We start from the raw sequence: 25,016 nt of genomic DNA, 5'->3' as shown, positions 1-25,016 counted from the left end.
CCGGACAGCGAAGCTTGCGCGCCCGGCACCGCACCTGTGCATTCAGGCTGGCGGGAGATCATTGAGCAATAGGGCAAAGGCTGTGCCACGCCCATCCGCTGTTTAAACGTTAGACTTAGCGGCGAATGGCTGGGCCGAGTGCGCAGAGCCTGCCAACGACTGAGTCATTCATGCTTTGTTCGACATCGAACCAAGCCGGTTGCCAGGAATGAACCTTGACGGCCAATTAGATAAGCCGGGCGGGCGGTCGCAGATAACTTCAGTATGGCGGCAGCAGAGAATCTTCATGAATGGAAAGATAGAGTATTTGGGCGACGCCTCAGCGCAGGGCCGCGCCGGAGTCTGCGTCGAAGAGGCCGGCTTTGTCCAAATCAAGCCGCACCCAGATGGGCGTCTCGATCTCGGCGCGAAAGTCAGCCGCGGCGCGGGCGATCAGCTTCTCGTCGCCGAGGCGCAAGAAGCAGAGTGTTTCATTACCCATCAGCTCAGTGACATAAATCACCGCCGGCTGCCAGCCCTCGCCCGCGGTCATCTGCACGCGGACATGCTCGGGCCGAAGGCCGAGGACGGCGCGAGCCCGCCCGCCGGACTGTGCGAGCAAGCGGTCATCAAGCGACAAGCTGACGCCGCGCCCATTCAATGTTCTGCTGCTTTGATCAATCTGGCCTTCGATGAAGTTCATCCCCGGCGTGCCGACGAATTCGGCGACGAAGCGATTGGCCGGCTGGGTGTAGATATTCATCGGCGTGTCGAACTGTTGCAGCAAGCCGCCGCGCATCACCGCGACGCGGTGCGCCAGGGTCATCGCTTCCGCCTGGTCGTGGGTGACGTAGACGGTCGTCGTGCCAAGCTCGTGCTGCAAGCGTTTCAACTCGCCGCGCATCTGCACGCGCAGCCGCGCGTCGAGATTCGACAACGGCTCGTCCATCAAGTAGACGCGCGGCTCGCGGATGATGGCGCGGGCCAGCGCCACGCGCTGCCGCTCGCCGCCCGATAGCTGACGCGGGCGATTGCCGAGGTAGCCATCAATTTCCAGCATCTCGGCGACGTGGCGGACGCGCCGACCGATCTCGTCTTTAGCGACTTTGCGGACGCGCAGCGGGTAGCCGATGTTTTCCGCGACCGTCATGTGCGGGTAGAGCGCGTAGCTCTGAAAGACCATCGCCACGTCGCGGTGACGAGCCGGCACTTCATTGACTCGCTCGTCGCCGATCAGGATGTCGCCTGAGGTGGGGTCTTCGAGCCCGGCCAGCATGCGCAACGTCGTCGTCTTGCCGCACCCCGACGGGCCGAGCAGCACGACGAATTCGCCTTCGGCAATCTCAAGCGACAGGCGATCAACCACCGCGCGGTTGCCGAATGTCTTGGTCACGTTGTCGAACTTTACTTTCATCCCTTCACCGCGCCAAGCGACAGGCCGCGCACCAGGTAGCGTTGCACGGACATCGCGAAGATCAGTATCGGCAGCATGGCGACGACGCCCGCGGCGCTCATCACGCCCCACTTGATCTCATACTGTGTGACGCGCCCGGCGATGCCGACCGGCAGCGTCATGGCGGCGTCGGTCTGCGTCAGCACCAGCGCCAGCAGGAATTCGTTCCACGACATAATCAGGCAGAAGACCGCCGTCGCCGCCAGCCCCGGCACCACCAACGGCAGGATGATGCGAAACAGCGCGCCGAGCCGCGAGTCGCCATCAATCATCGCCGCTTCTTCCATCTCGCGCGGCAATTCTTGAAAGAAGCCGCGCATCATCCAGACGACGAAGGGCAGATTGAATGCCGTGTAGACGATGACCAGCGCCGCCGTCGTGTTGAGCAATCGCAGATCGCGCATCATCAGGAAGAGCGGCACGGCACTGACGATGGGCGGAAACATTCGCGTTGACAGAATCCACAGCGACAAGCGCCGGTCGAGCTTTGCCGGCCAGCGAAAGCGCGCCAGGGCATAGGCGGCAAGTGTGCCCAAAGTTACAGAAGCGAGGGTGGATAGCACGGCGACCGTGGCGCTGGTCGCCAGGTACTGGCCGAACGAGCGCGACACGAAAGCGTCGGCGTAATGCGCCAGCGTCGGGCTGAACGAGAGCCAGCGCGGCGGCGAGGCGAACTGATCGACTTCCGACTTCAGCGAAATCGTCAGCATCCAGTAGACCGGTGCCAAGGCCACGGCGACGGCACCAATCAATGATGCATAGATCATCACCCGCGTCAGACGTGGCTTGCTCACATGGCCTCCCGTCGTTGCAGCAGGCGGATATAACCGGCGCTGATCAAATTGGTGATAATCAGTAAGACAAACGACATCGCCGCCGCATAGCCGAAATCGAAGAAGCGGAACGCGGCGCGGTAGATGTATAGGCTGACGGTCTCGGTCGCAAACCCCGGCCCGCCTTCGGTCAGGATAAAGATCTGGTCGAAGACCCGCAGCAGGTCCATCGTCCGCAGCAGCAGCGCGATCAGCATCGCCGGCCGCAGTAGCGGCAACGTGATGAAGCGGAACGTCTGCCATGCGCTTGAGCCATCAATGCGCGCCGCTTCGTAGGGCTCTTGCGGGATGGCTTGCAAGCCGGCAAGCAGGACGAGAAAGACGAATGGCGTCCACTGCCACACATCAACGGCGACGACCGACAGCATCGCAAGTCGTGGTGATGCCGTCCACGTCAGCGCCTCTGTGGTCAATCCTACACTGCGCAGCGTGCCGTTAATGGCGCCGAAGTCGGGGTTGAGCATCAGTCGCCAGACGACGCCGACGACGACCGGCGGCAGCATCATCGGCACCAGCAGCAAGGCGCGAAACAAGCCGCGCCCACGCAGCGGGCGATCTACCAGCAGCGCCAGTCCAAGCCCCAGCAGAAACTCGCAGGTCAGCGCCGCCGCCGCATACAAGAGCGTGTGCCCAAGCGCCGCCAGGAAAAAGCCGTCTGAAAAAAGCCGCGTGAAATGCTGAAGCGTCCAGCGCGCCTCTGCGCCGCTGCCGCTTTGAAAGGCGACCTTGATCGCGTAAATCAACGGGTAGACCGAAAGCGCCAGCAAGACGGCGACGGTCGGCGCGGCGAGCAGAAAGGCAAGCGGCGACTCGCGTGGCAGCCTGCGCCTTCGCGCTTTCGGTTGTGAAGATGAGAAAGGTGGGCGCATCGCCTGATCTCTTTGCGCCTTCAGCGCCCGCGCTCGACGATCTTGCCGATCTCGGCGTTGGCCTGATCCATCGCCTCTTCCGCCGACAGCTCGCCGCTGTTGGCGCGTGACAGGTAGATGCCGAAGGTGTTTTCGATCTCGTTCCACATCGGCGTGCGCGGGCGCGGCTTCGAGCTTTCAAGCGATTTCAGTTGCGCCGGGTACGAAGGGAACTTGGCGACGAGTTCTGTATCATTAAACACGGAGCGGCGCGTCGGCGGGTTGCCGATCAAGGCCGACTTCTTCATCTGCTCGGCGGCGGTCGCCCAGGCGATGAAGTCGAAAGCCGCCTCTTGATTGCGCGAGCCACGCGGTATTGCCACCAGCCAGTTGCCGATCTCGGCGCGGCCCGTGCCCTGCGCGCCCGGCAGCGTCGTAAATGCCATGCGGCCTACGACTTTCGATTTCGCCGGGTCGCTGAAGGCGCTGATCCACGCCGGCCAGTTGATCGACATCGCCGCCGTGCCTTGCAGCAAGTGCGCCGAGACTTCTGTCGCGTTGAAGCTCGCATAACCGGGCGGCGCGGCCTTGCCCAGCTCAAGCATGAACTTCAAGGCATTGATGCCCTGCGGGCTGTTGACTGTGGGGCGACCGCCGTCGTCAAACATCTCAGCGCCGAAGGCCCAGAAGATCGGCAGAAAGTCGGCCACCACCGAATTGCCGCGCGCCGCGCGCATCACGTAGCCATGAACGCGCGAGCCGTCGGGCGCGCCCGTTCGCTCGCGTTCGTCAATCACTTTCGCAGCGGCCAGCACTTCGTCCCATGTCTGCGGCTCTTTGAGACTGTATTTCTCGAACAGGTCTTTGCGGTAAAAGAACAACTGCGAGTTGCCGACGTAGGGCAGCGCGTAGAGCTGCCCGGTTTCGTAAGGGTGCTTACAAAGCGCCATCGAGGTCGCCACGAAATCGGCGTCCGGCCCGGCCTGGTTGCGTTTCTGATAAAGCGGCGCGAGCGGCGCGAGCCATTCCGGCGCGGCGAAGCGCGGGAACCAGGGATCGTCGAGCATCACGACATCATAAGCGCCGGTCTGCGCGTTGAGATCAACCAGCTCTTTGGCAAACAGGTCGTCATAAGGAAACTCGGCGATGGTGACACGCGTGCCGGTCTGGGCTTCGTACTCGCGCGCCGCCTGCTTGAGCGCATCGCCTTCGACGCCCGAGGCCAGCGCCAGGCTCAAGCTTTTAGTCTTAGATGAATCGTTATTCGCCGGACGACAGGCGGCAAACGCGAGGGCACACAACGTCAGCGACAGGAGGGCAAGACGAATCCGCTTTAGCATAGGCGCAACTATAAGCCAACGATGGCGTCACGACAAACCTTCGCCAAACGAAAGCCGGGCGATGTAGCGCAAGCTAACAGCTTGCGCTACTCCCGATTGAAACCCGCTCTAGCGTTGATCTGCCGTCAACAGGCGCAGGATCGCATCGCGCAATGCGAGTGAAGATGACTCATACGTTTCTTCACTCGCATTGCGCAGATGGTTTGCCCGCGCCGGCAGTTGCTATGGCCGGTTTGCGTTGGCATTAGTTGCGGCGCGATTGGCATTGGTTGCCGCTGCCGGCGGCGGCGGCGGTGGCGCTTGTGGCGAGGCGAGCTGCTGGCCGAGATAAGGAGCGAGGAGACGAACGAAGCTGATAAAGCCCTGCACCTGTTCTTTGAGCTGCTGGCCGGTGACTTTCTGAAAACCCGTCGGCACTTCAAACTGCGCCGGGTCGGGATTCAATTGAATGTCGCGGGTTTCAAGCAGGCCGCGCCCGACGGCGCCGCTTGAGGTCGTTGCCGTCAGATCGATGCGCAGCGGCAGGTTGGTCTCTTGATCCACGTAGATGAAGCTGTCGGCCTGCGCCGTGCCCGCAGAGGTGCCGGTGTTGGCCGCGCCGGTGAAGCGATACTTCATCGCCGTCCGCCCGTTGACCGTCTCGGTGCCGAGATTCTCGTGCGGCTTCGATTGCAAGCGCTCCATCATCGCCGATGGCGTCAGCAAGTCGCGCAATGGGAAGCCGATGCCTTCGTCCGTCAGCTCGACGTACTGCTTGCGCGATGGGATGACCAGATACTTCAGGCCCGGCTTTTCGAGATAGGTGATTTCCTGATTGATGGCCGGTACGCGCAGCGTCCAGCGGCGGTTGGCATCCAGGCGCGCGAAATCAATCTCGGCTGCCGTGCCGCCCTGGCGATTGTTGACGTTGCCTTCGAGGTTGATATTGATTTTCATGCCATAGCGATCCGGCTCGCGCGTCGAAAAAGTGCCGCCCGCCGCCGTGCCGCTCGCCGCGCCGGCATTCTCGTTGGCCGAGGTTGCGGCATTGCTGTTGGCATTCGTATTGACGCTAAGCGTCGCATTGCTGTTGGTCGTCGTCGTGCTGCAACCGAACGCCGCAAGCACGAGCGTCAGGCCAGTCAGCGCCGCGAACCATCGTATAAGCTTGTGTGACATTGATCCTCCGTACAGGAGTCAGGAGTCAGAATTCAGAAGACAGAATGGAAGAGGAAGTCGGCGGCAATGAGTCCACTTGTCGCGCTTCCCTCTTCATTCTGAACTCTGACTCCTGACTCCTGACTTCATATCTTCGTTATCGCATTCCAAGCGCCCTTAGAATGTCTACCTGAACCTGCGGGTGACGCACGTCGCCGGTGATGTTCAGCGGAACCGCCAGGCCGCTGCGGTCGGCCAACACCGCGACCGCCGCGCCGACCAGCGGATTCGCCGAGGTCGTTAACTGTGCTGTCGCCTCTTTCGAGAGCGTAATCGTCGCCGCGTAGTTCAGAGTCAATTCGGGTTTCGTCTTGAACCAGCCGGTGGCGGCAGTCGCATCGCCCAGACCGTCGAGCGCCGCCAGTTGCAGGTTGGTCGTGTTGACGACATCACCGGCAAAGTTGAAATCGGTCTCCAGCACGCTGATCTCAGTGCCGGCCTTCATATCGCCGACCTGATTGACGCGCGCCGCCTGAGCGACCTGTTCGCTGACATTGAAAGCCGGGATCGAGATGGCGCTGGCCGAGATGTGGCCGGTGCCGCTGGTGTTGGCCGCGTGGCCGGAAAGAAACTCGCCGTCTACTTTGAACAGCACGGCGCTGAAATTCTTGGTTTCGAGCGGCCCGGGCCCGAAGCTGCCTTTGATGGTCGTGCCGGAGTCGGCGGCGGGCGTCGTCGTCAGCGCAAACGGCAGCTCGGCCTTCAAGGTATCTGCGCCGTCGGCTTCGTCCGAGGCGATGCGCAGCGTGCCGGTCGCATGGCGGCTCGCCGGGTCGTCTTTATCCGGGTTGATGTCGGCTGTGAGCGCGACGTTCTTGTAAAGCGTTTCGGGCGGCTGCGCGCCGGTCTTGTCAATCATCCGCACACTCGCCGCATCAACGGCGAGGTGTTGAAGCTGTGGCCTGCCGGCGTCGGCAAACAGCAACAGCAGCGGCTCAAGCGGCAAGGCTTGCCGCGCTGTCGCCGCCACACTGGCCGAGTTGCCGAGCGTCGTCCAGCTCCACGCGCCGTTCGGGTTTTTGATGAAGGTGAATTCGGGCGAACGGATAGTCAGCTTCTGGATGATGATTTGGCGGTGGAGCGCATAATCGGTGAGCGAGAAATCGGCGCGCACTTCATTGGCTTTGAGAAAATCGCCATCGCCGAAGTCGGAATCTTCCTTGGCCGTCATGCCGCGGATGATCAGATAAGGGCCGCCGATGAAACTGACGCGCAGCGAATCAATAGTGACTTGACGTCCGAGAGTCGCCGATAGTCGCGATTCGACGCGCGGCTTGAGCCAGCCGAGCGGCACAAGCGGCGCGAGCAGCAGCGCCGCGACAATCACAATTGCGAAAAAGAACAAGCCGGTCAGGCAGCCTTTTCGTCTTGCCATTGCACCTCGCCAAAGAACAAGCGCCTACGGATATGCTACGCAACGCGCAAGCCTTCGCGCAAGGAAATAAGGAAATGATGAACGATGAATGACGCATGATGAATGGAAGAGGAAAAGGAAGCCGGATTGTCTATAGATAATCCCATGCCTTCATTCCGCATTCATCATTCCGCATTCATCATTCTTTTTGAAAGACGATCTCGCCGCCGATGACCGTCATCACGCAGCGCGTCTTCAAGATTTCGGGCTCGGCAATCTTCATGATGTCGGCGGAGAGTATCGTCAGGTCGGCGAGCTTGCCGACTTCAATCGAGCCTTTCTGGCTCTCTTCAAACGCCGCATATGCCGGCCAGAGCGTGAACATCTTCAGCGCTTGCTCGCGCGACACCGCTTGCTCCGGGTGCCAGCCTTCGCCGCTGAAGCCTTTCTGATCTTTGCGCGCCACTGCCGCATAGAATTCAATCATCGGCTCGCCGCGCTCGACCGGAGCGTCCGTGCCGCCGGCGATAATCGAGCCGTTCTTTAAAAAGCTCTGCCACGCATAAGCGCCTTCCAACCGCTTGATGCCGATGCGGCGCGGCGCGAAGTGCAGATCGCCGATGGCGTGCGACGGCTGCATCGAAGGGATGATGCCGAGGCGGGCAAAGCGCGGAATGTCTACGGGGTTGACGATCTGCGCATGCTCAACACGCCAGCGCGGCTCACTGATTTTGCGCTCGGCGGGCGGCACGGCGCTCATCGCTTTTTCGTAGAGGTTGAGAATCTCGCGGTTGGCGCGGTCGCCGATGGCGTGGGTTTCAACTTGAATGCCTTTGCGCAACGCCTCGATGAGCATCCGTAGCAGATCGTCTTCGTTGACGGTTGCGAACCCCGACGAATCGCTGTCCTCGTACTTCTCAAGCAGCCACGCGCCGCGCGAGCCGAGCGCCCCGTCCATCACCACCTTGATCGTGCGCAGCGTGAAGCGCTGATCGAATTCACCTGTGCTTATGCCATCGGCGATCAGCCTGCTGCCCTCGGGGCCAGGGCCATAGACGGCTTTATAGATGCGCAGCTTCACTCGACCTTCTTTATAAAGTTTGCGCATCAAGGTGACGTCCGCATAGCTGCCGCCGGCGTCCTGAATCTGGCACCAGCCGAGTTCCGTTTCGCGCCGCGCGCCGACGATAAGCGCCTGTTCCGCCTGCGCGGCGGTCGTCGCAGGGATGTGGCGGGCGACCAACCCTTGCGCGTGGTCAATCAACATGCCGTGTAGTTCGCCGCTCGCTTTGTCTTTCAGGATTTCGCCGCCGTCCGGGTTCGGCGTCGAAGCGTTGATGCCGGCAATCTTCAGAGCGGCGCTGTTGGCGACCGACGCATGGCCATCGGCGCGCGTCAGGTAGACAGGGTTGTTCGGCGCGACGCGGTCGAGGTCCTGCCGCGTGGGGAAGACCGGCGGCTTCCAAAAAGTTTCGATCCAACCGCGCCCCGTGACCCACTCGCCCGGCTTCGCTTGAGCTACGCGCTCTTTCAGCCGCGTGAGCAATTCGTCGAGGCTCATCACGCCTTCGAGGTTGAATGACATCTCGCGCTGGCCGACGCCGCTCAGGTGGCAGTGTGCATCGGTTAGGCCGGGCAACACCGTGCGCCCCTTGAGATCGATCACCCGCGTCCGCGAGCCGATGAAACGTTTCGCGCCTTCGTTCGAGCCGACAAAGACAATGCGATCACCTTTGACGGCGATGGCTTCGGCGCGCGGCGCGCTGTCGTTGGCGGTGTAGACATTGCCGTTTCTGAAAACAATGTCCGCGCCATCGGCCTGCGAATACGCCGTCGGCAGACAGAGCGATAGAATGACGAGCAGGAGAGCGATAGTTCTCATAGCATCCTCGATTGGGATTTTATAAATTGTACTTGCCGGCGGCGATGGCGGCGTCGGCGATGCGGCGGCGCGCCGCGATCATCTTGATGGGCGCGCGGTGAATCAAGCCTTCGATCAATGACGCGCTGTCTTTGCCTTCATCCGCCGTTTCCGTAAGCACGAAGCGCGCGGCGCGCTCGATGCGCGTCATCGCTTCGCGGATGTAGACGCGCGTGATGTCGCTCTGCACCGCGGCGGCCTGCGCGCCTCGCCCAAGCATCAGCTTCTGCGTGCGCAGCAGAGCGCTCTCCATCGCATACACGTCCATTACCATGTCGCTGATCAAGCCGAGCGCTTCCTGCTGATCGCGGGCGTGGTCGCCATAAGCTTGAGCGACGCTGCCAAGCGCCGCCAGCGTCATCGCTTTGGCGCGGCTGACCATCGCGACTTCATCCGAGAAGGCAACGTTAGCGACCGATAGCGCCATCGTGTCGCGCGTTTGGTCGGCGCCCGCCAGCACGCATCGGGCGGCGTCGAGCAGCGAAAGCTCGCCGGCTTTGGCGCGGCGCAACAACTGTGTCGCGATGACGATGCGGTTGATCTCGTTGGTGCCTTCGTAGATGCGGGCGATGCGCGCGTCACGATAGGCGCGCTCCGCCGGGTAATCTTTCGAGTAGCCGTAGCCGCCATAAACTTGCACCTGCTCGTCAACGACAAAGCCGAGCGCTTCGCTCTCCCAGACTTTGATGATCGAGCATTCGATGGCGTACTGCTCAAGCACGCTGAGGACTTGCCGTGTGTCGTCTTTGTCGGCGCGTTCCAGCGCCTCGTCAATCATGCCAAGCGTGCGATAGAGGATCGATTCGCCGACGTAAACCCGCATGGCCATCTCGGCGAGCTTCTGTTTGATCAAGCCGAAGTTGGCGATGGCCTGGCCGAACTGGTGGCGCTCTTTGGCGTACCGGACCGACTGGCCGAGCGCCAGCTTCATCGTGCCGACGGCGCGCGCGCCGAGCTTCAAGCGCCCGATGTTCAGCACGTTGAAAGCGATCTTGTGACCGCGCCCGATTTCGCCGAGCACATTTTCGACTGGCACCCGGCAATCTTCGAGCATCAACGCCGTCGTCGAAGAGCCGTCAATGCCGAGCTTCTTTTCTTCGTGGCCGCTCACCAGGCCCGGCCCGCGTTCGACCAGGAAGGCGGTGAACCTTTCGCCATCCACTTTGGCAAAGACCGTGAAGAGATCGGCGAAGCCGCCGTTGGTGATCCACATCTTCTGGCCGTTGAGAATGTAATGCTGACCATCTTCGGAAAGCACCGCTTTGGTCTTGGCGGCGAGCGCGTCGGAGCCGGAATGCGGCTCGGTCAGCGCATACGCGCCGATCATCTCGCCGGTCGCGAGCTTAGGCAGGTACTTCTGCCTCTGCGCTTCGGTGCCGAAGAAGACGATGGGCAGCGTGCCGATGTTGACGTGCGAGGACTGCGTGCCGGCAAACGACGATTGCAGCGCGAACTGTTCACCGACGATGGCCGAGCTGACTTTGTGAAGGCCGAGCCCGCCGTAAGCTTCGGGAATGTCTATGGCGAGCAGTCCGAGATCGCCCGCCTTGCGCATCAGCTCGCGGTGGGTGGCGTAGTTCTTGGCGTAGATTTCGTCTTCGCGCGGGATGACTTCTTTGCGCAAGAACTCTTCGGCGGTGCGCGCAAACATGCGCTGCTCGTCGCTGATCTCTTCGGGCGTGAAGATGTCTCCGGGCGTGAGGTCAGTGGTCAGGAATTCGCCGCCCTTAATGGCGATAATTGCTTCGGCTTTGCGTGTCATGTCGGCCTCCGTGCTGGAGGCTAGAAGATAACACTCCGCCAGTCCGCGGGTCTACCCGTAGCTCGCAGGACTGACTACGCCGCGAACGCTTTGCCCTCGAACTCGCTGATGCGCGAGCGCAGCGCGTCGGGCACGCGCACAGGCTTGAGCGTCTGCGGATCGATGCAGACGTAAAGTGACGAGGCGGTGCCAATCAGGCGCTCGTCACCCTGCGCGTAAATTTCAAATTCAAAGGTGAGGCTGGTATTGCCGACCTTCGAGACGCGTGTGTGGATTTCGAGTATCTGGTCGAAGCGCGCCGGCGCTTTGAATTCCATCGTGGTGCGCGCCAGCACGGTGTCTGCGCCGAGCCCAATCATGTCTCGCCAGGTCAGGCCGAGGGCGCGGAAGTACTCGGTCCAGGCGACGTCGTAATAGGTCAGGTAGTTGCCGTTGAAGACGATGCCCTGCATGTCCGTATCGGCGAAGCGCACACGCAGCGGGTGATGGAAGCGGAAGTCGTTTTTCACGGAGCCAGAGTATGACCGAAAGCGGCGCGCGATTCAATCTGCGAATGATCTAGGCCGAATGACAAAAGACAATCTTTGCCGGTTGTGCTATGCTCTGCCGCATTCATCAAAAGCAAGCCGTTTTCAGGAGGTCTGATCGTGATTGTGCCGCTTAATGAGTATGACTTTCTCAAGCGGGCGCTGGTCGCTCACGCTGCGAAAGAGGCCGTGATTTGCGGCGAGCTGCGTCTGACTTACGCGCAGTTCGGCGCGCGCGTCCGCCGCTGGGCGAACGCCATGCGGGCGCTCGGCGTCACGAAAGGCGAGCGCGTCGCTGTGCTCTCACAGAACTGCCACCGCATGCTCGAAGCCTTCTTCGGCGCGCCGCTCGTCGGCGCCATCCTCATGCCGCTGAACTTTCGCCTCGTGCCCGACGATTTCGAGTACATCCTTAATCACGGCGGCGCTCGCGTCGTCGTCGTCGAAGAAGGGCTGACGCACCTGCTCGATCCCATTCGCGACCGCCTTGAAACGATTGAGCATTACATCCTGGCGCGCGACGATGAGGCATTGAGCGATGCGGTGAGCGGCCAGTGGCTCGATTATGAGTCCTTGATTAAGGAGGCAACGAGCGAGCCGCCGCCCGCCATCGAGATTGACGAGAACGAGCCCTCGGCCTTGCTCTACACCTCGGGCACGACGGGCCGCCCGAAGGGCGTGATGCTGACGCACCGCAATCTCTACATCAATGCTATCAACTCGATCTGCGAGTTCGGCGTCCACGAGCGCGATGTCTACCTGCACACGCTGGCGCAGTTTCATTGCAACGGCTGGGGCTTGCCTTATGCGGTCACAGGCATGGGCGGGACACACGTCATCATCAAGAAGTTCGAGCCGGCGGCCTTCTTCGACCTCGTCCGCCGCGAGCAGGTGACCTTCGCCTGCATGCCGCCGACGATGATCAACATGGCGCTACAACACGCGCTGAGCGAAGACGAGCGAAGCCAATTGCCGCAAGGCGTCCGCATCGGCACTGCCGGATCGGCGCCGCCGCTGGCGACGATTCAAGGGGCGCAGGAACGTTTCGGCTGGCGCGTCATTCAGATTTACGGGCTGACCGAAACCGCGCCCTTCCTGACGGTCTCGAAGGTGACGCCGGCGATGGACGACTGGCCCGAAGATCACAAGCTGCGCGTGCAGGCAAAGACCGGCTACCCGATGATTGGCGTTGACGTGCGCGTCATTGATGACGCGGGCCGCGATGTCGCGCCCGACAGCAATGAGGTCGGCGAAGTCATCGCCCGCGCCAACGTCGTGATGAAGGGCTACTGGCGGCAGACGGAAGCCACCGACGCGGTGATCCGTGACGGCTGGTTTCACACGGGCGACATGGCCTTGATCGATAGCCACGGCTTTATCGAAGTCGTAGACCGCAAAAAAGACCTGATCATTTCCGGCGGCGAGAACATTTCGTCCATCGAAGTCGAAGGCTTTCTCTACAAGCACCCCTCGGTGTTGGAAGCGGCAGTCGTCGCCGCGCCTGATGAACGCTGGGGTGAAGTGCCGTTTGCGATTGTCGTGCTGAAGTCCGGGGCCACGGCGAGCGAAGCCGACCTGGTCGCCTTTTGCCGCGAGAATCTGGCGCATTTCAAATGCCCGAAGCGCATTGAGTTCATCGCGGCTCTGCCGCGCACGGCGACCGGTAAGATTCAAAAAAACCTGCTGCGCGAGCGTTTCTGGCAAGACAAGAGCAAGCGCGTCGGCTGAACTAGCTGAATGTGGCGCAAGCTAACCGTCTTGCGCTACTTCCACAAGCGCCTGTGGAAAACTCAGGGCCAACCCTTAAGCTGTTGAAAAAATTGACTCAGGGCCTCAGGACCTATCCTAAGTTTGTGCAAAACGCTGTGGAAAAAGCTGTGAATAACCGCTAAACCTGTGGAAAAGTCTTAACCTCAGGCCGCGCGGCTCAATTCATGCCGCCGCGCGCCATCTCTTGCAGCTTCTCCTGGTGGCGCAGGATGTAGGCGTGAAAAGCGCGCATCGGCGACGGCTGGAAGCGGCCCAGCGACACCATCGCCACAGAGCGCCGCAGGTGATGGCCGTCGATGCGCAGCCGCGAGAGCTTCCCTTGCGATACTTCGTCGAGGATCGCCCACGCCGGCAGCAGCGAAATCCCCATGCCGTGCTCGACCATCAGCTTGATGAAGTATGTGTCGTTTGATTCGAGCGCCAGCTTGGGCTGGATGCCGACACGCTTGAAGAAATCGTCGGTGGCGTGGCGGATCGAGGCGCCACGCTCGAACAGAATCATGCGCTCGCTGCCGATCTCCTCAATTGTCACTGTGCGGTTGGCGGCCAGGCGATGACCGCGCCCGACGACGACGATCAGCTCGTCTTCGAATAACTCGGTCACCTGCAAGTTCGGCGAGTAGACCGGCAGCGACGCGAAGCCCACGTCGGCGACGCCATTGAGGATGTCGTTGATTGTCTGTTCGGTGGTCACGGTCGTGCGGAACGAGACTTCGATGCCCCGATGCTCGCGCATGAAAGACTCGAACAGCGGCGCGAACAGGTGAACGAAAGCCTGGGTTGCGGCGGCGGCGCGCACACGCCCACTCGGTGTGCCAGCGCGCCCGCCGAAACGCTCGCGCAAGGCGTTGGCTTCTTCCGAGATGCGCCCGGCATATTCGAGGGCAATCTTGCCGGCCTGCGACAGCTTGACGCCGCGCTTGGCGCGGATGAAAAGCGGCTCGCCAAGCTCTTCTTCGAGCGCTTTGATCTGGTGGCTGACGGCAGACTGCGTCAGGTGGAGGCGCTCGGCGGCGCGCGTGAAGTTCAGCGTCTCGGCGACGACGCGGAAGGTCTCAATCTGTGTCAGCTCCATAGCAACTCCCTTTTTAACTTCGTTTTAACCATCAAGAACATTAATGACTTGGATTATAACAATGAATTAGACGCATTGCACCGGGTATCTTATAATTTTCTTGTGTTGGTTTTTGAACAGCCCGCCAGGGGCGATTGCAGCTTCGGCGGCGGCCCTTGGGGCCAAAGGAGGATATGAGAGATGCCAATACAATACAAACTGGATCATGTGATTGAAAAGACCCTGGAGGCTCCGGGGGGGCGCGAGCAGCGGGCGCTTAAACTGCTCACTGGCCTGGAGTTAGCTCCAAGCGAGGCGAATTTCTTCTGGCCGCGCATTCTCGATCACAAGTGGTATATGAGCGAGCGGCTCGGTCGCAACGTTGGTCTGCGCGTTGCGGCGGTGGATTACTTTGAAAACGTCTGGTCAGAGAATCTTTGGGAGCCGCGCCCGAAGACAGGCCCCCTGCGCGCCTTGTTTCACCTGATCTTCGGCCAGCAGGCCGTCGGCGAAACCTCTGTGGCGGCCTTCGAGCGCGCGCTGCATGGCACACGGTCGCTGGCGCGCTGACCGCACCTGCGCTGGCCCATCAGTCGTAAAACAACTGGGGCCATACAAACGACCGGGACAAGGATGCTTCAAAAAGTTGAGCGTTCTTGTCCCGGCCGTTTTTATTTTACAGGTAACGCAATCTCAGAGATTGTGTTTCTTTTTGAGGTTATGGACGTGAACCTTCGAGACGCCGAGCTTGCGGGCAGCGCGTGTCAGGCTGTTGTTCGTCTGCCGCAGGGCGTTGCGCAGCAGGAAGCCTTCAAGCGTGCGCTTGGCCTCCTGCCAGCGCGGCAACTGGTTGCCGTCAAACACCAGCCGGTTGTCATCTGTAAAGACAATCTGCTCTTCGTACTTGGTCGAAACGCGATTGTATTCGTCGCCGAGCCAGGCGTCTTCGAGATCATTCAGCAGCTCGCTGGCGCGCATCAACTCGGCGCGTCCGGCGCGGGTGTCTGTGTGGTGGTAGGCTTCGGCGAGATAGATGACCGCTTCAAGCTCAAGGCGGCGGTTGGCCGACGAGCCGTTCGAGTTGCGCGCCAGATTGGCAGCTTCGCACAAAGTGTCTACCGCCTGCTTGAAGTCGCGTTCGGCCAGTTGCACCTGTCCGAGCGCAATGCGGACGCGGCTGCGTGACTGGACACGGTTCGTGCGGTCGGCCATCTCGACAGGCGGCAGGGCGTAGCCCATCGCTTTTTCGATCTCTCCCTGTTGCAGGGCAATGATGGCGAGCACACTGAGGGCGGCGCTCTCAATTTCGGCATCGCCACGTTGCAGGGCTTGACTCTCCTGTGCGAGCTTTTCAGCGCGCTCGTAGCGTTTTAAACGGGTCAGCGCCGTTGCCAGCTTCAATTGCGACTCGGCCAGCTCGCGGCGAATGTCGTGGCGCTCAAAGGTTGTATTGGCTTCTTTGTAAATCTCCAGCGATTCCAAAAAATCGCCGAGCGCGCAGCGCAGATCGGCCAAGCCAACCAGCGAGCGCCCATAAAAGCGCCCTTTTTCAGTGGCTTTGAGCAGTCGGCAGGCTTCGGCGTAGAGCTCTTTCGCCTGCTCGATCTCGCCGCTGTCAGCGGCCACCGCCGCCTGCTCGGAAACGATCAGGCCGCGCAAGTATTCGGTACGGCGGCTGGTCCGCCCTGTAAGATTATTGCTTGCGGCGCTCAGCCGCTCAGTGGCATCGTCGAGCCTGCCGCGCTCACGCGCCAATCGTGCCAGATTCAGCAGCGCGTGGCTGAGCCCGAACAGGTCATTATGAAAAGCATAAAAGTGGTAGGCGGTCTGCAACTGCATCTCGGCTTCCGCGAGGTTGCCTTGCCAGAGAGCGACACGGCCTTTGGTGAGCGCAAAGCGTCCGGCGACGTTGATGTCGGCAATGCGCGGTCCCACCTGTTCAAGCAGTCCGGCTGCTTCTTCGAGCCGGGCAAAATAAAGCGCGACCTCGGCGCGCACCACCATCTCTTTAGGCTCATCTGTCCGTCGCTCGGAAAACATCTCCTCGGCAGTTAAAAACTGGCCACTATCGACCAGATCGACTGTCGTATCCTGGGCCGCTCGCCTCTCCATTTCTATCAACCTCCGACAGGGTCAGTAGCACACACCTGAAACGGGCCGTTGCGCGAATACACTCATCCTTACCCAAGAGCCGCACAACCTGATTCACTTCCTCATCAACGCTATTCCCGACTATGATGCATACACTGAAACGACATTTTCTTGCGAATCCCCTTTGCCGTCTACGTGTAAATATTGTAGCAGTAAAATCAATCCGTGCAAGCCTATAATCGCTAAACCTCCGCAAAATCTCACGACTTGAGGCCGGGCAATGCTTGGCATGGGGCGTATGAGGGCAGGCTTTGTATTGTATGGCGACGCCCATGGGCTAAAGATTCTATAACCTCACACCGGTTCGGCTGGCTGTCGGAATAACAGTTGCCTTTAATCACTCTGGCACGACCGGTGGGCGGTTCGGGTCAGTGAATCAGGAGGACAGACAGATGCCGAAACAGGGAAGACCGGATCAGAATAACAGGGACAGCCGGCAAGATATGATCACCGGTGCGGGTGAAGCTGGCGAGCGTAGCGGTAAAGGCGGAAAAGCAGGCGGTGGCATGGGCGGCCAGCAGGCCGGTGGGGTCAAAGGCGGCGGCAAGCGCAGCACGCACGTAGGCAGCAAGAAGGGCAGTCCCGGCGGCCTGACCTCAGATTAACCAAGGCGGCGCGAGAATCCCTACAGATGCCCCTGACCCTGGATCAGGGGCATCTGCCCTACTCTCCCGATACGGCGTAGCGGTGACCCTCAGCATCGCTGATGCCGCTACCGGTCTCGGAATGAAATCGATGGCCCAACGGGCAGGTGAACCACACGGCATCTTCGGTGGAGGCCACCCGTCGGAGGGGGTTAAAGCATTTTGGGCATTTCATAGGGTCATTCTAGCACAGCCCGGCCCGCCTGTGGGCACTTTTTCTTCGCTTTTGCCCGGCCTCTAGCCGGATTCTTTTGTGGATGAATTAACTCGCGCGCGTACGCGGATAAAGAAATTTTACTGTTAATTATTGAAATTCGCCGCGGACCCGCGGAAAAAGGACTTGAGACGGCGAATCCAGGCCATCTGCCTCGGCCAGTCGCCGCCGCGCTGAAGGAATTTGCGGCGCCGGACGTCAACCGGCCGGCCCGGTTTTGTGCTGCTCATCCGTCTTCTCGGTAAGCTGATTCACATAATCCTTGACTTTCAATGCGAGTTGATTTACAGTCGCGCTGGCTTCAACGGTGTTGTATGCGGTAAGGGGATTCAAAGACACTGGCCGCTATCCCTAAACCTCAAAAAAAGCCCAGAAAAAGGGCTAAAATGGCTCAGGGATAAGTTGTACCGCCGAAGCGATTCTCACATCTCTTGCTTGATTTTCCCCGGGTAGTTGCATTCTTAACCGGCGATAGCCTTGGCCGAATGCGCGCCGGGGCGAGCGAGCCTTTCGGGTTCCGGGTTTCCAGGGAACAGCAAAGCAATGTGTACAAGGATGTCTGCTCATAGACCGGCTCGGAGCCGTGTGCCTTCGAGTCGCTAAAGGAGGATTTTCCGATGAAACACCTGAAGGTAGTTGTGTTATTGCTGTTTTTGGCCGCTGTCGTTTCCCCATTGATGTTCAGCCGGTCGGTCGAAGGCCAGGCGGCCACCGAAGCGCCAACCACCGACATGGATGCGCGAACCAACGACTTGAGTAATGGCTTCGATGCTAACTTTGCCGCCGACAAGGCGACCTTCGAGGAGCGCGAGGAGATCGCCGATGGCCTCGGACCAGTCTACAACGCGCAGTCTTGCACCGAATGTCACCAGTCGCCCGACACCGGCGCGGCCAGCCAGATCAGTGAGTTTCGCGCCGGCCACAACGACGCTTTCGGCAACTTCGTTGACGCGCCGGGCGGCTCGTTGATCAACGACCGCGCGATTGCTTCGGTCATTCAAGAGCGCGTGTCGAGCAACGACCCGGTGCGCACGTTCCGCATGTCACTGAGCACGCTCGGCGACGGCTTCGTCGAATGTGTCGACAGCAACGTGCTGATCGCCAACGTCAACGCCCAACCGGCGGGGCAGCGCGGCACGCTGATCTCTGTGCCGGTCAATGAAGCTAATAACGCGACGCGCACCGGGCGCTTCGGCTGGAAGGATCAGCACGCCAGCCTTATCTCCTTCTCCGCCGACGCCTACCTCAACGAGATGGGCATCACCAGCCCCTTGCAGCCAACCGAGAACACCTCGAACGGCACCTCAGTGGCTGCCTTCGATGGCGTCGCCGACCCTGAAGACCCGGCGGTGGCGGGCGCGCCGTTCGGCGCCGACATTCAAGCCTTCACCAACTTCATGCGGTCGCTGCGAGCGCCGGGCCGCGGCGCCATCACCGCGCAGGTGCAGACGGGCGATTCGCTGTTTAATCAAATCGGCTGCAACATCTGCCACACCCGCCAGTTCACGACACTGGCCGCCGGCACCTCCATCAACCAGGGCGCGTTTATCGTTCCGGCAGCGCTCGGCAACAAGATCATTCACCCGTTCAGCGACTTCGCCCTGCACGATGTCGGCACGGGTGATGGCATCGTACAGAACGGCGGCCAGGGGACGAGGACTCAAATGCGCACCGCCGCGCTGTGGGGCGTCCGGGCGCGCATCCGCCTGATGCACGACGGCAGCGCCTTGACGGTTAATGATGCGATCCTTGCCCACTTCGGCCAGGCCAATCCCATCATCAACAACTACATCAACCTGAGCACGGCGAATAAACAGGCGGTCATCGCCTTCGTTCTATCGTTGTGATCCTCAATCGGTGCGCCCGGTGAAAGTAATCTCGCCGGGCGCACTGCCACCCTCAACGGTCCATCAGGTGAGGAGCAACCAGGGAGGAGCCTGCGAGCCATGAAGAGATCGCTTTACCTGCGCCTGTATCTGTGTGTGGCGCTGGTCGTGCTGTTAGCGGCTTGCGCAAAGCCGCCGCAGACGGAAACGCCGCCCACGCCCGAAACACCGGCCATCACGCCGCTGCCGCCGGCCCCGCCGCCCGCGCCAACACCGGCCAGCTTGCCGGCCCCGACGTCGGCAGAGGTGCGCGCCGCCATCGCGCGCGTCTACAAGGGTGCGGTGCGGGTGAAGGAGGATGGCGCGCCCCGCTTCGCCATTGGCGACTTCAACGGCGATCAGGCGCAAGACATTGCCGTCGTCGTTGAGCCGGTCAAAGACCAGCTTGAAGAGTTGAACAGCGACGTCGCGCCCTGGAGAATTCGCGACCCGTTATCGGCGACCTTGCCGCCCCCGGTTATGGCCGTGAAGCGCGAAGAGCCGCCGGCGCGGCTCGTCATCACCGCGGGCGATACCTTGCTGCTCGCAATTATTCACGGCTATGGGCCGCAGGGCTGGCGCGACCCGGAAGCGCGGCAAACCATTCTACTCAAAAACGCCGCCGGCAATTCTTTCCGCGCCCAGCCAGGCCGCGCCGCGTTTGCCGCTATCAAAGGCCCGAAGCCGCCATTGCGCGGTGATGTAATTCAGATGACGCTGGCCGACGCGGCGGGTTTCCTGTATTACAGCGGCAGCAGTTATCTGTGGTACGACTCGCGCCGCTTTCGCAGCGAAGTCGCCGCACGCATGGCGCATGCAGCGGTGGGCATGAATCGCTAATCGCGTCGCAGGCAATGGCGATGAAAAATCCGCGGCGGGACTAATCGGCAGTGTGGTTGTCGTTGGCATCTGCCTGAAAGTCTGCGATGTCTTTAAAGGGCGTCTTTGCGTCGCCGAAGTCCGGGCGGTAGTATTCCGACGCCGACTCGAAATCCTGCATCCAGCCCTCGTCCATCCCTAAGGCTTCCATCTGCTCAATGGCCGTCAGCCATTCGTTGAAACGAATCTTGCGCGAGATCAGCGGGTAACGGTCGAGCGCCACTTTGTTGGTCGGGAAGTATTGCGCCATCAGGCTGATGGTGACGCGCGGCGACAACTCTTCGCGTATCCAGCGCAGCGATTCCTGGATGCCGGCGATGTCGTTAGGCAGCACCAGCAGACGGATAATCAAACCGCGCTTGAGCAAGCCGTCTGCGCCATACTCAAGGGTATCGCCAACCTGACGAAACATCTCTTTGATCGCGGCGCGCGAATGCCTGACGTACTCGGTGACCTTCGAGTATTCGCGGCCCGCCTCGTCGTCGCTGTATTTCAAGTCCGGCAGGTAAACGTCAACGACGCCATCGAGCAGGCGGAGCGCTTCGACCGCATCGTAGGCATTTGTATTGTAGACCACAGGCAGCCGCAGGCCGCGCTCAGCGGCAATCAGCAGCGACTTTGCCAGCTGTGAGGCGAAGTGCGTCGGCGATACCCAGTTGATGTTGTGGCAGCCGCGTGATTGCAGCTCAAGGAAGATGTCGGCCAGCCGCTCGAAGGTGACTTCGTTGGCGCGCTGCGCCTTGAAGGTCTGGCTGATCTGATGATTCTGGCAGTAGACGCAGCGCAGGTTGCAGAGTCCGAGAAAGACATTGCCGGCGCCGTGTGTGCCGACCAGCGCCGGCTCTTCGCCGAAGTGCGGCGTGTAAGTTGAAACGATTGGCAACAAACCGGAGTAACAGGCAGCGACTTCATTATCCAGGCGGTTGACATCGCAATCGCGCGGGCAGATGCGGCAGACGCGCAGCATCTCCATCAGCGCCGCGACGCGCTGCTGTAGCTCGCCACTCTCTAGCAGACGGACATAAGACGGCTCGTGCATATCTCAAGTCTACCGGCTGCGCGCCGCCACTTCAATTCTGCATGGCTGAATGGCTCACCGCCAGATCAGCACGTCAGCCGGTTTCAAGGGATTACTGCCCATCAGAATTTCAGCGCCGCGCGGCAGCGGCAGCGGTGCCGGGCGCGACGAATAATTCACCGCCACCCAGAAGCCATCGCGCCAATCGACATAAACGCCTTCCGGGTAATTCGCTGTTGCGATGCCGGCGCGCTTGAAGACTTCGCTGAGCACGGCTTTTTCGAGCCGGCCATCATTCGTATGCACGCCGATGTAAGTCACGCTGCCTTTGCCGAGCCGCCGATAAGTCACCGCCGATTGGCCGGCGTAAAACTGGTTCGCATACTTCGCCAGCGTCTCGGTTCCCGCCAGAGGCTTCAAGACGTCAGCCCATGTATTCCACGGATAAGTCGCACCGCTCATCTCGACTTCGCCTTTGCCATCATCGAGCAGTAGATCGAAGAAGGGAATCTCAGCGCCGGCGAGCCCGTAGATCGGCTCGGCCCAGCGCGCTTCCCACAACTGGCCATTGCGTTTCTTCTGCCCTGTGCGACAGGTCAAGACGAGATGCCCGCCCTGCTCGACGTAGCGCGTCCACTTGCGCACCAGCGCTTCATCAATCAGTTGATAAGCCGGCGCGATCAGCACCGGGTAGCTCGCAAAATCGGCGGCCTCGCTGATGAACTCAAGCGGCGCGCCGAATGACTTGGCGATTTCCATGTAACGAAACGCATGGCCCCAGGTGTCCCACAGCGCCGTCTGCTTCTGCTGATCGATGTTCCAGAGGTTTTCGTGATTCCAGAGGATGGCGGTCCGCCGAGCCAAATAATCGGCGGGCGGTTTTGCTTGCGGATCGAACTTGCCGCGCAGGTCGCGCATCTCGCGCGTGACCTGACTGTACTCCAGGCCGCCGGCTGATGGCGTCACACCGTCCGGGCCGATGATGCCATAGTGATATTGCTCGCTGCCGTAGAGCGGCTGGCGGAAGCGATAGGTGCAGGCGAACGAGCAGCCGCTCGCGAACGCATGCCAGAGCCACATGCGCACAACGCCGGGCTCGGGCTGCGGATTGATGCGCGCCCAGTTGACCTGGCCAGGCTGCAACTCCATCACCCCTGTCACGCCTTTGACGGGACGGTAGTAAGAACCACCAAATGCCATGCCGTCCTGCCAGCCGAGGCGAAAGCCTTCCGCCCCGAGATTATGGCCGCCGCTGACCGGATAAAGCGTGAACGAAACGAAGTCCAGATCGGCCGAGCGCCGCGGGTCAGCGCTGCCGATGTTGACGATGTAGTTGGTCGTGATCCACTGCGCCGCCGTGATGTGCTTGCGCAGCCAGGCGGCTTGTTGATTTAAAAAGCGCCCGGTCTGATCGGCGGTGAAGCGGTGAAAATCGAGCATCGCATGCGGGCTGACGCCATAAAGATAAGTCGGGTTGGGGATGCGCACCTGCTCAAAGCGATTGTATTGCAGACTCCAAAACGCCGCGCCCCATTCACGGTTCAACACCTCGACCGTTTGATAGCGCGCCTTCAGCCAGTCGCGGAAGGCGGCTTGCGCCGACGGGCTGTAATCGGGCTGCGCCATCGGCTCGTTGTCGAGCTGCCAGCCCCAGACCGCCGGGTGATGGCCGTAGCGTCGCGCCATCTCTGTGATGATGCGCTCGCTCAGTCGCAGATAGGTCGGATCTGCGAGCGCGTTGTTGCCGCGCGAGCCGTGCTCGCGCGGTCGCCCGTCTTGGCCGACCAGAAAAGTTTGCGGGTACTTCTCGCCCATCCAGGCCGGCGGGCATGGCGTCGGCGTGCAGAGGATGACGCGCAGATGATGGCGAGCGGCTATTTCTATGGCGCGGTCGAGCCAGGTGAAATCAAAGCGGCCCTCTTCCGGCTCCATCATCGCCCAGGCGAATTCGCCCATGTGGACGAACTCGAATCCCATCGTTTCCATCTTGGCGAAGTCGCGCTCCCACTGCTCGCGCGGCCAATGCTCGGGGTAGTAATAAACCCCCACCGGCATCATGTCTTTCGCCGGAAAGAAACGCGCCGCTGACTCCATCGCCCGCAGCGGCAACGTCAGCAGCGGGACCATCGAAGCAGCGATCAAGATTAGCCTGAGCGGCGTCGCGAAGCGGAAGCTCTTCATCGTTGATTAATCCGTTTGTAAATCAAATTACGGCTCGAACCGAAGCACGCCGCCGCCGCCTGACGCGAGTTTGATACTGAGATGGTCCGCGCCATTGCGCCTGCCGGTCGTGAGCAGCCTGCCGCCGGTGACGGTCTCGGTGAGCCGGCGAACGTTTGTCGGCTTAACGCCATCCACGAAGCCTGCGAGGTGATAGGTGCCGCTGCCGAGGAAGCCGAGCGGCACCTGAACCTCACGCGCCTGCTCGTTGGTCATCGCGCCGACGTACCAGACTTGATCGCGGCGGCGGGCGATGACGATGTACTGGCCGATCTCGCCGGCCAGCACGCGCGTTTCGTCCCAGCTCGTCGGCACGACTTTGAGGAAGACGGAGCCGGGTTGATTGCGATAAGCGTCCGGGCTATCGGAAACGCAGGCGAACGGGCTGTCATAGACCACGTACATCGCCAACTGCTGGCCGCGCGTCGTCATCACCTGCGGGCCGGTGTTTTGAATCTTGAACTCCTGGCGCGTCGCGTTGCGAAAGCCGCCCGGCGTGTAATCCATTGGCCCCAGCAGCATGCGCGTGAATGGCAGCGTCAGGTTGTGCGTCGCCGTGACGCGCGCCGACCACTTGTTGTACTCCGCGCCCATCACGCCTTCCTGTGTGATGTAGTTCGGGTAGGTGCGCGCGAGCCCCGTCGGCTTGTACGCGCCGTGCAGGTCCACCATCAAATGATGCGCCGCCGCCGTCTTCAAGATGCGGTGATAAAAGGCGACCATCTCTTGATCGTCGCGGTCCATGAAATCTACTTTCACGCCCTTGATGCCGAGCTTTTCATAGTAAGGGAACGCCGTGTCCATCTGGTTGTTCGCCGGCACCCAGTTCAACCAGACCCAGACGCCGACCCCGCGCGAGCGCGCGTACTCGACCAGCTCCGGCAGGTTGATGGCCGGCACAGTTTTCGTAATGTCGGCCTTCAAGTCGGCGTTCGGCCCCCAGGCGACCGGCGTGTACCAGCCGGCGTCAATGAGCATGTATTCGAGGCCGAACTCCGAGGCAAAATCAATGTAATACTTCATCGTCTCGTTGTTCATTCCCACCTGCTTGACGCCTTGAGCGACGGGGCCGGACCACCAGTCCCACGCCGCCTTGCCGGGCCTCACCCACGACGCATCGCCTATCGCGTTCGGCGGGTTGAGATTTAGGATCAGCGACGACTCGATCAGCTTGCCCGGCTGGCTCGCGACCATCACGACGCGCCAGGGCGTGCGGAAGCCGTCGCCTTTCGCGTGGCCGCGCACAGCGATGCCTGTGTCGTCTTTGCGCGGCGACAGGCGGCTCTGGACGCCATAGCCATTGTTCAAGCCTGTGAAGTACAGGCCGGCGTAATCGTCGAGGTCGGCTTCCGAGAGGGCGACGGTCGTCGCTTCGTCGCGCATCTGCACGACCAGCGGCAGGCCGATGATGGCGCCCGCGCTGATGCGGTTCAGCGTCAAGCGGTCGTACTCGCCTTCGTAGCTGGTCGAGAAACTGTCGCGCTGCAAAGCCCAGCAGGTCAGGTCGGTCGGGAAGCGGAACTGGCTGCGCTCGGCGGCGATCTCGAAATCAGTCAACGCCGCTTGCGCGGGCAGCCGGTAGCGGAACGCCGCGCCATCGTCATAAGCCCGAAAAATGAGGTCCAGCTTACGCTGCGGCGACCGCGCTTCTTCGAGCGAGATGACCAGCTCGTTGTAATGGTCGCGCGCCTGCCGCGCCTTGCCGACGACGAGCGAATACGTTTCGTCGTGCGCGTCGCGCCGCGTGGCGGTGAGGCGCAGATTCTTTGACAGCAAGCCGCCCTGCTTGAATTCCAGGCCGAGCGTTGACGGGACGATCACCGGCTGGGTGCGATAGGCCACAGAGTAGACCGGCGCGCCTTCGCTGTTGAGCGCCACCGTAACTTCAACCTGCCCGTCGGGCGACAGCAGCTTCAGCGGCAAGCTGTCGGCCTGCGCCGACGCCTTGCCACACACGAGAGCGAATACGGACAAAAGCAAAAGCATC

The 25,016-nt window shown here is 61.1% G+C and carries 19 protein-coding genes; 5 read left to right on the top strand and 14 right to left on the bottom strand.

The window, feature by feature from the left end:
* Nucleotides 1-319: 319 nt before the first annotated feature.
* From VJ464_12245 to VJ464_12205, 9 genes are all read right to left on the bottom strand, one after another.
* Complete coding sequence (locus tag VJ464_12245) at nucleotides 320-1,393, bottom strand: ABC transporter ATP-binding protein (GenBank protein HKQ05897.1); 1,074 nt, start codon at nucleotides 1,391-1,393, stop codon at nucleotides 320-322.
* Nucleotides 1,390-2,226: a carbohydrate ABC transporter permease gene (locus VJ464_12240; protein HKQ05896.1), complete on the bottom strand. Its 837-nt coding sequence runs from the start codon at nucleotides 2,224-2,226 to the stop codon at nucleotides 1,390-1,392. The genes VJ464_12245 and VJ464_12240 overlap by 4 nt, the downstream gene beginning before the upstream one ends.
* Nucleotides 2,223-3,134, bottom strand: a complete 912-nt coding sequence (locus VJ464_12235; protein ID HKQ05895.1) for a sugar ABC transporter permease — start codon at nucleotides 3,132-3,134, stop codon at nucleotides 2,223-2,225. Before VJ464_12235 ends, VJ464_12240 begins: the two co-directional genes overlap by 4 nt.
* Before the next feature lie 20 nt (nucleotides 3,135-3,154).
* On the bottom strand, nucleotides 3,155-4,351 hold the full coding sequence (locus tag VJ464_12230; GenBank protein HKQ05894.1) for an ABC transporter substrate-binding protein: 1,197 nt from the start codon (nucleotides 4,349-4,351) through the stop codon (nucleotides 3,155-3,157).
* A gap of 324 nt (nucleotides 4,352-4,675) precedes the next feature.
* Entirely contained in the window at nucleotides 4,676-5,611 is a 936-nt protein-coding gene (locus VJ464_12225; GenBank protein HKQ05893.1) for a hypothetical protein, read from the bottom strand.
* 136 nt (nucleotides 5,612-5,747) lie between these two features.
* The gene (locus VJ464_12220; protein HKQ05892.1) at nucleotides 5,748-7,025 is read right to left on the bottom strand and encodes a hypothetical protein; all 1,278 of its coding nucleotides are present in this window, start codon (nucleotides 7,023-7,025) and stop codon (nucleotides 5,748-5,750) included.
* Between the two features lie 178 nt (nucleotides 7,026-7,203).
* Nucleotides 7,204-8,886: an amidohydrolase gene (locus VJ464_12215; GenBank protein HKQ05891.1), complete on the bottom strand. Its 1,683-nt coding sequence runs from the start codon at nucleotides 8,884-8,886 to the stop codon at nucleotides 7,204-7,206.
* A 19-nt stretch (nucleotides 8,887-8,905) separates the two neighbouring features.
* Nucleotides 8,906-10,687 (bottom strand): acyl-CoA dehydrogenase family protein, encoded by a 1,782-nt coding sequence (locus VJ464_12210; protein HKQ05890.1) that lies wholly within the window; start codon nucleotides 10,685-10,687, stop codon nucleotides 8,906-8,908.
* Nucleotides 10,688-10,761: 74 nt separating this feature from the next.
* Entirely contained in the window at nucleotides 10,762-11,196 is a 435-nt protein-coding gene (locus tag VJ464_12205) for a thioesterase family protein (GenBank protein HKQ05889.1), read from the bottom strand.
* 138 nt (nucleotides 11,197-11,334) lie between these two features.
* Here VJ464_12205 and VJ464_12200 point away from each other — a divergent pair, with 138 nt between their 5' ends.
* Nucleotides 11,335-12,942, top strand: coding sequence for a long-chain-fatty-acid--CoA ligase (locus VJ464_12200; GenBank protein ID HKQ05888.1), 1,608 nt, complete (start codon nucleotides 11,335-11,337; stop codon nucleotides 12,940-12,942).
* Nucleotides 12,943-13,141: 199 nt separating this feature from the next.
* Here VJ464_12200 and VJ464_12195 read toward each other — a convergent pair whose 3' ends face one another.
* Nucleotides 13,142-14,059: a LysR family transcriptional regulator gene (locus tag VJ464_12195; protein HKQ05887.1), complete on the bottom strand. Its 918-nt coding sequence runs from the start codon at nucleotides 14,057-14,059 to the stop codon at nucleotides 13,142-13,144.
* Between the two features lie 180 nt (nucleotides 14,060-14,239).
* Between VJ464_12195 and VJ464_12190 the strand changes: the two genes are divergently transcribed.
* A complete protein-coding gene (locus VJ464_12190) occupies nucleotides 14,240-14,608 on the top strand; it encodes a DUF4032 domain-containing protein (protein ID HKQ05886.1) in 369 nt (122 codons plus the stop codon).
* 123 nt (nucleotides 14,609-14,731) lie between these two features.
* Here VJ464_12190 and VJ464_12185 read toward each other — a convergent pair whose 3' ends face one another.
* Nucleotides 14,732-16,150: a hypothetical protein gene (locus VJ464_12185; protein ID HKQ05885.1), complete on the bottom strand. Its 1,419-nt coding sequence runs from the start codon at nucleotides 16,148-16,150 to the stop codon at nucleotides 14,732-14,734.
* Nucleotides 16,151-16,581: 431 nt separating this feature from the next.
* Between VJ464_12185 and VJ464_12180 the strand changes: the two genes are divergently transcribed.
* From VJ464_12180 to VJ464_12170, 3 genes are all read left to right on the top strand, one after another.
* A complete protein-coding gene (locus VJ464_12180; GenBank protein ID HKQ05884.1) occupies nucleotides 16,582-16,794 on the top strand; it encodes a hypothetical protein in 213 nt (70 codons plus the stop codon).
* A gap of 870 nt (nucleotides 16,795-17,664) precedes the next feature.
* Nucleotides 17,665-18,894, top strand: a complete 1,230-nt coding sequence (locus tag VJ464_12175; protein ID HKQ05883.1) for a di-heme oxidoredictase family protein — start codon at nucleotides 17,665-17,667, stop codon at nucleotides 18,892-18,894.
* A gap of 99 nt (nucleotides 18,895-18,993) precedes the next feature.
* Nucleotides 18,994-19,752, top strand: a complete 759-nt coding sequence (locus tag VJ464_12170) for a hypothetical protein (GenBank protein HKQ05882.1) — start codon at nucleotides 18,994-18,996, stop codon at nucleotides 19,750-19,752.
* A 40-nt stretch (nucleotides 19,753-19,792) separates the two neighbouring features.
* Here the strand turns inward: VJ464_12170 and VJ464_12165 are convergent, their stop codons facing one another.
* From VJ464_12165 to VJ464_12155, 3 genes are read right to left on the bottom strand one after another with little or no spacing between them, the layout of a single operon-like run.
* Nucleotides 19,793-20,830, bottom strand: coding sequence for a radical SAM protein (locus tag VJ464_12165; GenBank protein ID HKQ05881.1), 1,038 nt, complete (start codon nucleotides 20,828-20,830; stop codon nucleotides 19,793-19,795).
* A 54-nt stretch (nucleotides 20,831-20,884) separates the two neighbouring features.
* Nucleotides 20,885-22,990, bottom strand: a complete 2,106-nt coding sequence (locus VJ464_12160; protein HKQ05880.1) for a beta-galactosidase — start codon at nucleotides 22,988-22,990, stop codon at nucleotides 20,885-20,887.
* 27 nt (nucleotides 22,991-23,017) lie between these two features.
* On the bottom strand, nucleotides 23,018-25,015 hold the full coding sequence (locus VJ464_12155; GenBank protein HKQ05879.1) for a glycoside hydrolase family 97 protein: 1,998 nt from the start codon (nucleotides 25,013-25,015) through the stop codon (nucleotides 23,018-23,020).
* Nucleotide 25,016: the final 1 nt, after the last annotated feature.

This window comes from Blastocatellia bacterium, from assembly GCA_035275065.1.
Classification (GTDB): Bacteria; Acidobacteriota; Blastocatellia; order UBA7656; family UBA7656; genus DATENM01.
Note: the sequence above shows the minus strand (reverse complement) of the source record. Positions and strands in the feature narration are given on the sequence as shown.